This is a genomic window from Rhodomicrobium sp. (genome assembly GCF_047605405.1).
Lineage (GTDB): Bacteria > Pseudomonadota > Alphaproteobacteria > Rhizobiales > Rhodomicrobiaceae > Rhodomicrobium > Rhodomicrobium lacus.
In genome coordinates, this window is the sequence record NZ_JASGFR010000043.1 from 21,978 (window position 1) to 29,811 (window position 7,834).

Sequence of the window (7,834 nt, forward strand, 5' to 3'; positions counted from 1 at the left end):
TTTCATAAAACTATCCGCGTGGGCAGCGCGGGTGGTGCGTCCGGTCCTTCGGGCGTGCGTGAGTTTAGGCGTTTGTGAGGGTGTTGCGTGGCCGAGTGGCGTGTGGGCCAAGGCGAAGAGCGTGCGGCCTCTTTCGGGACGGCGGCCGGTCGGCATGCGCGCGCGGCAGCGGGCTTCATCCGACGCGCGCTTGCGAGGGGCCTCCGCGCCACAGTCGCCGCAATCTGGAAAACCATCCGCGCTTTCTTCCTCTGGCTTATCGTCAAGTCGCCGCTGGCGGAACCGCGCCGCAGCGCGCACCGCCCGCTGCTTCAACTCATCCCCTGGTTGATCGTCGCCGTCGGCTGGGGCGCGATAACACTTCTGGCCGTCGTCACCTATTACGCAACTGTGCTGCCTGATCCGCGTCAGGCCATGGTGCTGCGTTTGCCGCCGAACCTCACCATTCTGGCGCGGGGGGGCGAGTTCATCGCCGAGCGCGGCATGCGGCGCAATTACGTGCCCTATGCCGAGATTCCTCCGAACATCGTCAAGGCGGTGCTCGCGACAGAAGACCGGCGCTTCTTCTACCATTTCGGGCTCGATCCCATCGGCCTGGCGCGCGCCGCGAGCAGAAACTGGAATTCCGGCGAAGTGGTGCAGGGCGGGTCCACCATCACGCAGCAGCTCGTGAAGAACCTTTTCCTCCAGCCGAAGCGCACATGGACGCGAAAGGCCGAGGAATTCATCCTCGCGATCTGGCTTGAAAGCCGCTTCTCGAAGCAGCAGATCCTCGAATTTTATCTGAACCGCGTTTATTTCGGCGGCGGCAATTTCGGTATCGGCGCGGCGGCGCACTCCTATTTCGGCAAGGAGCCGAAAGACGTGACGCTTGCCGAAGCCGCGCTGCTCGCGGGGCTGATCAAGGCGCCGTCCTATTATTCTCCGACGTCGAACATGGACCGCGCGCGCGACCGATCGAAGGAGATCCTGCGCATTCTCGCGGAGACGGACCAGATCGACATCAACCAGTACGCCGAAGCGCTGGCGCACCCGGCTGAACTCAAGGTGCCGCCATCGAAACCGGGCTTCGGCTTTGTGGCGGACTGGGTGGCGGAAGTTGCCCCCATGCTGACGGGCGAAACGGACCGCAATCTCGTGGTAGAGACGACCATCGACGCGGGCCTTCAACTCGCGGCGCGGACTGCGGTCGAAGATATCATCCGCAACAAGGGCCGCACCGCGCGCGCCACCGAAGCTGCCGTGCTGCTGATGACACCGGACGGTGCGATCAGGGCGATGATCGGCGGGCGCAATCACGCGGAAAGCCAGTTCAACCGCGCCGTGCGCGCCATGCGGCAGCCGGGTTCGGCGTTCAAGCCGTTCATCTATCTCGCCGCCGTCGAATCGGGATGGATGCCGGACATGAAGATCGAGGACCGGCCCATCGAGGTCGATGGATGGAAGCCCTCGAATTTCGGCGATATCTACCGTGGCGAAATCACGCTGCGTCAGGCGCTCACACATTCGAGCAACATGGCGGCCGTGCGTCTCGCGAAGGCTGTCGGCACCGACCGCGTGGTGGAGGTCGCAAACCGCCTCGGCGTGATGTCGGCCAAGAATGTCGGGCTCACGATGGCGCTCGGCACCTCTGAAACGACGCTGCTCGAAATGACCTCGGGCTTCGCGGTGTTTGCCAATGGCGGCTTCTCCGTCGTGCCGGAGATCGTGGAGCGCATCCGCGACGATCAGGGCCGCGTGCTGTTCGAGCGGTCCAAGGCGCCGCCGCCGCGCATCGTGTCTCCGCGCGCCATCTCCGCCATGAACGACATGATGAATTCCGTCGTCGCGGGGGGCACTGCGATGGCGGCCTCGCTCGATCTCTACCCGGCCGCGGGCAAGACCGGAACGTCGCAGAAATACAAGGATGCGTGGTTCATCGGCTATACCGCGCAGTGGGTCGGCGGCGTGTGGATGGGCAACGACAACGCAAGCCCCATGCGTGGCGTCACGGGTGGCTCGCTTCCCGCCGAAATCTGGAAGCAGATCATGTTGAAGGCGCACGAAGGGCTGATGGCGAAGGCGCTGCCGGGTACGGGTCTGCCGCCCGAGTTCATCCAGCACACGGCCGACGCCATCGGGCTTTCGAACCTGCCGGCCCGAAATCCTTTACGTCGCCGCGAGGTTTCCGACGCCGAGGCAGCACCGGCCGCGCCGTCGCCGCTGGCTCCGGTACGGCCGCGCCGGGCGCCGCTCTGATGGGCGCCTTGCGAATGAATGTCCGTCTCCGGGTTGATTTACCCACCTAACGCCCTAAGCTCGTCATGAGCGTAACGCGTCACCTTCAACCTGGAGAGGAGGCGGAGAGTTGAGCCTGAAAGTCATTTTGCTGGCGACCGATTTTTCGACCCGTTCCGATCGAGCACTTCGCCGCGCAGCCATGCTCGCGAAGGCAACCGGCGCGCGCATCGTCGTCACCCACGTCATCGACGACGATCAACCCGAAAAGCTTGTGTCTCTGGAGCGGCAAACGGCCGACACCATGCTGCGGGAGATAGTCGGGTCGCGCGCTGAATTGGCAGACATCGGCGTTTCGCACGTGGTTGGGTCTGGCGAGCCTTTTGTCGGCATCGCGTCGGTCGCTCTCGAGACGGCGGCCGATCTCATCATCGTCGGGTCGCATCGTCGGCAGATTCTGAGAGATGTCTTTGTCGGGACGACGGCCGAGCGCGTTATACGCTTCGGCGAAATCCCCGTCCTGATGGTGAATGCGGAGCCTCATGCCCCTTATGCGCGAACCGTCGCCGCAATCGACCTGTCGGATTGCTCGAAGGACGCAGTTATCGTTGCCGACCGCTTCGGCATGCTCGAACCCGGGCGCACGATCCTGCTGCATGTATTCGACCCCGCAGCCAAGGGCATGCTTTCCTACGCGGGCGTGGATGCGGCCACAATCGAGCGCTATGTCTCCGCTGAGGAGAACGATACAAAACGTGCCATCGAGGGTTTTGTGGCTTCCGCGGGGCTTGATCCGCGCGCTTATCCGGTGATGCTCAAGGAGGGGCGGACAGCGACGGTGATCCGGGAAACCGCCTCGGAAATTCCGAGCCTCACCGTGATCGGCACAAATGGCCGTAGCGGCCTTTTGAAGGTGCTTCTCGGGAGCGTGGCGGAGGAGGTGCTGCAAAAGGCGGAATACGACGTGCTTGTCGTCCCGCCGAAGGCGCCGCTTGAAGCCGCGGCATAATCAAGCGCCGTGAGCGCCGAGAGGATATGCGCGCGCCTGCCGGAATCGGACAGGCGGCGCTCCTGCGCAGACCAGCACAAATCGGCGCGGCACGCCGCTGTAGATCTTGGTTGCCGACCGCTTTCTGCGTCAAACCGGACCCGATTTTACGCAGGCAGAAGCGGTTTTAAGACGCCGGACAAAATAGAAAGCTGCGCGCGCCTGCTTCCATCACAAGCGGATAAGCTCTAGGGCTTGCCCGCTCGATCCCAGAATGCCTTGATTTTACTGAGGAAACCGATGGTGTCAGGGTGCGTCGTATCGTTTGACGCCTTCTCGAATTCCTTCAGCAACTCTTTCTGCTTGCGCGAGAGATTCTGCGGCGTCTCGACCTCGACCTGAACGTAAAGGTCACCCGTCAGCTTGGAACGAAGCACCGGCATTCCCTTGCCGCGAAGGCGGAACTGCTTGCCCGTTTCCGTACCTTCGGGGATCTTCACCCGCGCGCGGCCGCCGTCTATGGTTGGCACCTCGACCTGCCCGCCGAGCGCCGCCGTCACCATGGTGATCGGCACGCGGCAGAAGAGATCAGCCCCATCGCGCTGGAAGATGTCGTCCGGCAGGATCGACAGGAAAATGTAGAGGTCGCCCGCAGGGCCGCCGCGAACACCGGCCTCGCCCTCGCCCGCAAGCCGGATGCGCGTCGAATCCTCGACACCCGCCGGGATGTTGACCGAAAGCGTACGCTCACGCGTTACACGTCCGCTGCCGGAGCAGACGGTGCAGGGCTTCTGAATGATTTCGCCGCGACCCTGACAGGTCATGCAGGTTCGCTCGATGGTGAAGAAGCCCTGGCTCGCGCGCACCTTGCCGAAGCCCTGGCAGGTCGGGCAGGTCACGGGGCTGGAACCGGATTCGGCACCGGCGCCGCCGCACGCCTCGCACGTGACGGAGGCAGGCACGCGGATCTGCGCCGTCTTGCCGTAAAAGGCTTCGGCGAGAGAAATCTCCATGTTGTATTTGAGGTCGGAGCCGCGCTCCTTGGCGCTGCGCCCGCGTGTCCGGCGCCCCCCCATGAACTCGCCAAACAGGTCGTCGAAGATCTCCGACATCGACGCCGAAAAGTCCGAGCCGAAGCCGTAACCGCCATTGGCGCCGGCGCCCTCGAAGGCAGCGTGTCCGAATTGGTCGTAGGCCGCGCGCTTCTGCGGATCTTTCAGCGCCTCGTAAGCCTCGTTGACTTCCTTGAACTGAATTTCGGCCGTGGCGTTACCCGGATTGCGATCCGGATGGCATTCTTTTGCTAGCTTCCGAAAAGCGCTTTTGATTTCGTGATCGGCTGCGCCCTTTTTCAGCCCGAGCACCTCGTAATAATCGCGCTTCATGGTGTCTTGTTGAGATCCTTGATCATCGAACATTCGCCGCCAAAAGATCAGCTTAAGCTTCGCGGACGCAACTTACGCGCCGTTCCGGACCGCCGGACGCGATGTGACGGGAAGGATTTCGCCTTCCCGCCGTCCAATCTTAAGCCGACTTCTTCTTGTCGTCCTTGACTTCCTCGAACTCGGCATCGACCACGCCGTCAGATGCCGGAGAGCTGCCGCCGGCGGGACCGGCCTGCGGGCCGCCCGCTCCGGGAGCCGCGCCGCCTGCATCACCGCCAGCCTGACGGTAAAGCGCTTCGCCGAGCTTCATCGCGGCCTTCGCCAGCTCGTCCGCCTTGGCGGTGATCTGCGCAGCGTCCTCGCCCGCGGCAGCCGTCTTCAGTTCTGCTACGGCAGCCTCGACCGCCTTCTTGTCGCCCTCGGAAACCTTGTCTCCAAGTTCGACCAGCGTCTTCTCGGTTGAGTGAATCAGCGCTTCGGCCTGATTCTTGGCCTCGACCAGCTCGCGGCGCTTCTTGTCCTCCGCGGCGTGGCTTTCGGCTTCCTTGACCATGCGGTCGATCTCGTTGTCGGACAAGCCGCCCGACGCCTGAATGCGGATCGATTGCGCCTTGCTCGTAGCCTTGTCGAGGGCTGACACATTCACGATGCCGTTCGCGTCGATGTCGAACGTCACTTCGATCTGCGGCACGCCGCGCGGCGCGGGCGGGATGCCCACGAGGTCGAACTGACCGAGCAGCTTGTTGTCCGCCGCCATCTCGCGCTCGCCCTGGAACACGCGGATCGTCACCGCGTTCTGATTGTCCTCGGCGGTCGAGAAGACCTGGCTCTTTTTCGTCGGGATCGTCGTGTTGCGGTCGATGAGGCGCGTGAACACACCGCCCAGCGTTTCGATGCCGAGTGAAAGCGGCGTGACGTCGAGCAGCAGCACGTCCTTCACGTCGCCCTGAAGCACGCCCGCCTGAATGGCGGCGCCCATGGCCACGACTTCATCCGGATTGACGCCCTTGTGAGGCTCCTTGCCGAAGAAGTTCTTCACGATCTGCACGATCTTGGGCATGCGCGTCATGCCGCCGACCAGCACGACTTCGTCGATCTCGGCGGCCTTCAGACCGGCGTCGCGAAGCGCGGCCTCGCAAGGTCCGATGGTCCGCTGAACGAGGTCGTCCACCAGGCTTTCGAGCTTGGCGCGCGTCAGCTTCATCGTGAGATGCTTCGGACCGCTGGCGTCCGCCGTGATGAACGGCAGGTTGATTTCGGTCTGCTGGGCGCTTGAAAGCTCGATCTTCGCCTTTTCGGCTGCTTCCTTCAGGCGCTGGAGCGCCAGCTTGTCGTTGCGAAGGTCGATCCCGTTCTCGCGCTTGAATTCGCTCGCGAGGTAGTCGACGAGGCGCATGTCGAAGTCTTCACCGCCGAGGAACGTGTCGCCGTTGGTCGACTTTACCTCGAACACGCCATCGCCGATTTCGAGCACAGAGATATCGAACGTGCCGCCGCCAAGGTCGTACACCGCGATGGTCTTCGACTCTTTCTTCTTGTCGAGGCCATAGGACAGCGCCGCTGCCGTCGGCTCGTTTATGATGCGAAGCACTTCGAGGCCCGCGATACGGCCCGCGTCCTTCGTGGCCTGACGCTGGGCGTCGTTGAAGTAAGCAGGAACCGTGATGACGGCTTTCTCGACCTTTTCGCCGAGATATGCTTCTGCCGTTTCCTTCATCTTCTGAAGAATGAAGGCGGAAATCTGCGAAGGAGAGTACTTCTTGCCGTTAGACTCGACCCACGCGTCGCCATTGTCGCCGCGAACGATCTTGTAGGGGACGAGGTTCATGTCCTTCTTGACGACTTCGTCGTCGAAGCGGCGGCCGATCAGGCGCTTGATCGCAAAAAAGGTGCTTTCGGGATTCGTAACGGCCTGGCGCTTGGCGGGCAGGCCGATCAGACGCTCGCCGTCATTGGTAAACGCCACCATGGACGGCGTGGTGCGAATGCCCTCGGAATTCTCGATGACCTTGGGATGGCTTCCCTCCATGACGGCCACGCAAGAATTGGTCGTGCCCAAGTCAATGCCAATCACTTTCGACATGGTTTAGAACCTCGTGCTGCTCATTCTGTCGCGAGACGCCAGGCCGCTTAAAGCCAGCCACCCCGTATTTGTTCGATGTCTTCGTCCCGCGCCGAGAATGTCTATCTCGAATTGGTGATCATATAGGGGAGCGCTTGGAGCCGCGCAAGCACCAGCGGCTCGCCGCAACGCTTCCGACGCGCTTCACGAACAGGATATTGTCTTGGGCGCCGAAATATGACGCCGTCACGAGCATTTCGCCGCATGCGGGGATCGGCAAAATCGAGCAAATTCCTTCGCAAGGCATGCTTGCGGATGTGGCCACCATGGGGCGATAGTGTGGCGATCGCATAAAAACGTCGTGGTTTCCCGTCATAGCCCTTCCGCCGAGCCGGTCGGCGTTACGGTCGCCGCGCCATTTGGGCCTTGCGCGGCCCGAAGGACAGGGCAACAATATGTCTTTCACGGTCGGTTTCGCGCGGCTGCTCCACACGGCCGCTCGCCGACTCCACGTTCGCCCGCCGCGGCGGGCGCCGCCTTCAAGACGCAAGTCCAAGGAGCGTCCATGGACGATACTCTGCCAAGCGCATTCGGCCCGGCGAGCGGCGTGCATCCCCTCACGAAACCGCAGCCCGGCCTTCCCTCCGTCACCGCCTTCAATCGCCACGAACTCAGCACGATTTTTTCCGTCTACGGTGCAAAGGTTGCCGAAGGAGAGTGGCGCGATTATTCCATCGATTTCCTCAAGGATCGCGCGGTGTTCTCCGTGTTCAGGCGGTCGACGGAAATGCCCCTGTACCGTATCGAAAAGAATCCGCGGCTCACCAGGCGGCAGGGCGCATACAGCGTCGTTGCCACGAGCGGGCTGATCCTGAAGCGCGGGCACGACCTCGCCAAGGTGCTCCGGGTGCTCGACCGCAAGCTACGCCTCGTCCAGAGCTGATCCGCGAGCGCGGTTCGGACAGCAGACAAACCCCGGCATTGGGTCGAAAATCTCTGGAGCCACCGGGCGTCGCCGTACTTCCGCCGCCTGTTCTGCGACAAGGTCGAGGCGTCGCACCGGATCCGTCAGCTTCAGCCCCAGAAACCAGCGATAGGCGACATTGACCTCGATGAAACGTCCTGGGCCGGGTGACGCGGTCGTTCGAACTCGCCGGGATCGATGTTGCCCGAGGCCATCGC

At 62.7% G+C, this 7,834-nt stretch carries 5 protein-coding genes and 1 pseudogene; 3 read left to right on the forward strand and 3 right to left on the reverse strand.

Going from position 1 to position 7,834, the window contains the following annotated elements; genetic code table 11:
* Positions 1-87 precede the first annotated feature (87 nt).
* Together QM659_RS14615 and QM659_RS14620 are read left to right on the forward strand one after the other, a co-directional pair.
* Positions 88-2,238 carry a transglycosylase domain-containing protein gene (locus tag QM659_RS14615; protein WP_415188970.1) on the forward strand — a complete coding sequence of 717 codons (2,151 nt, stop codon included), beginning with the start codon at positions 88-90 and terminating at the stop codon, positions 2,236-2,238.
* A 109-nt stretch (positions 2,239-2,347) separates the two neighbouring features.
* Positions 2,348-3,226, forward strand: coding sequence for a universal stress protein (locus QM659_RS14620; RefSeq protein WP_415188971.1), 879 nt, complete (start codon positions 2,348-2,350; stop codon positions 3,224-3,226).
* A 227-nt stretch (positions 3,227-3,453) separates the two neighbouring features.
* On the opposite strand, the gene dnaJ is transcribed toward QM659_RS14620, so the two are convergent.
* Entirely contained in the window at positions 3,454-4,590 is a 1,137-nt protein-coding gene (gene dnaJ, locus QM659_RS14625) for a molecular chaperone DnaJ (RefSeq protein WP_127076890.1), read from the reverse strand.
* Between the two features lie 139 nt (positions 4,591-4,729).
* Entirely contained in the window at positions 4,730-6,673 is a 1,944-nt protein-coding gene (gene dnaK, locus QM659_RS14630; protein ID WP_303482197.1) for a molecular chaperone DnaK, read from the reverse strand.
* 544 nt (positions 6,674-7,217) lie between these two features.
* Between dnaK and QM659_RS14635 the strand changes: the two genes are divergently transcribed.
* Positions 7,218-7,595, forward strand: a complete 378-nt coding sequence (locus QM659_RS14635; RefSeq protein ID WP_303482200.1) for a DUF2794 domain-containing protein — start codon at positions 7,218-7,220, stop codon at positions 7,593-7,595.
* Positions 7,596-7,637: 42 nt separating this feature from the next.
* On the opposite strand, the pseudogene QM659_RS14640 reads toward QM659_RS14635, so the two are convergent.
* Positions 7,638-7,772: pseudogene (locus QM659_RS14640) on the reverse strand (transposase); the annotation flags it as partial.
* Positions 7,773-7,834: the final 62 nt, after the last annotated feature.

Bases quoted from the DNA above. Each gene is read 5' to 3' on its own strand.
- dnaK (WP_303482197.1), bottom strand. From the start codon at position 6,673: ATGTCGAAAGTGATTGGCATTGACTTGGGCACGACCAATTCTTGCGTG.
- dnaJ (WP_127076890.1), bottom strand. From the start codon at position 4,590: ATGAAGCGCGATTATTACGAGGTGCTCGGGCTGAAAAAGGGCGCAGCC.
- QM659_RS14635 (WP_303482200.1), top strand. From the start codon at position 7,218: ATGGACGATACTCTGCCAAGCGCATTCGGCCCGGCGAGCGGCGTGCAT.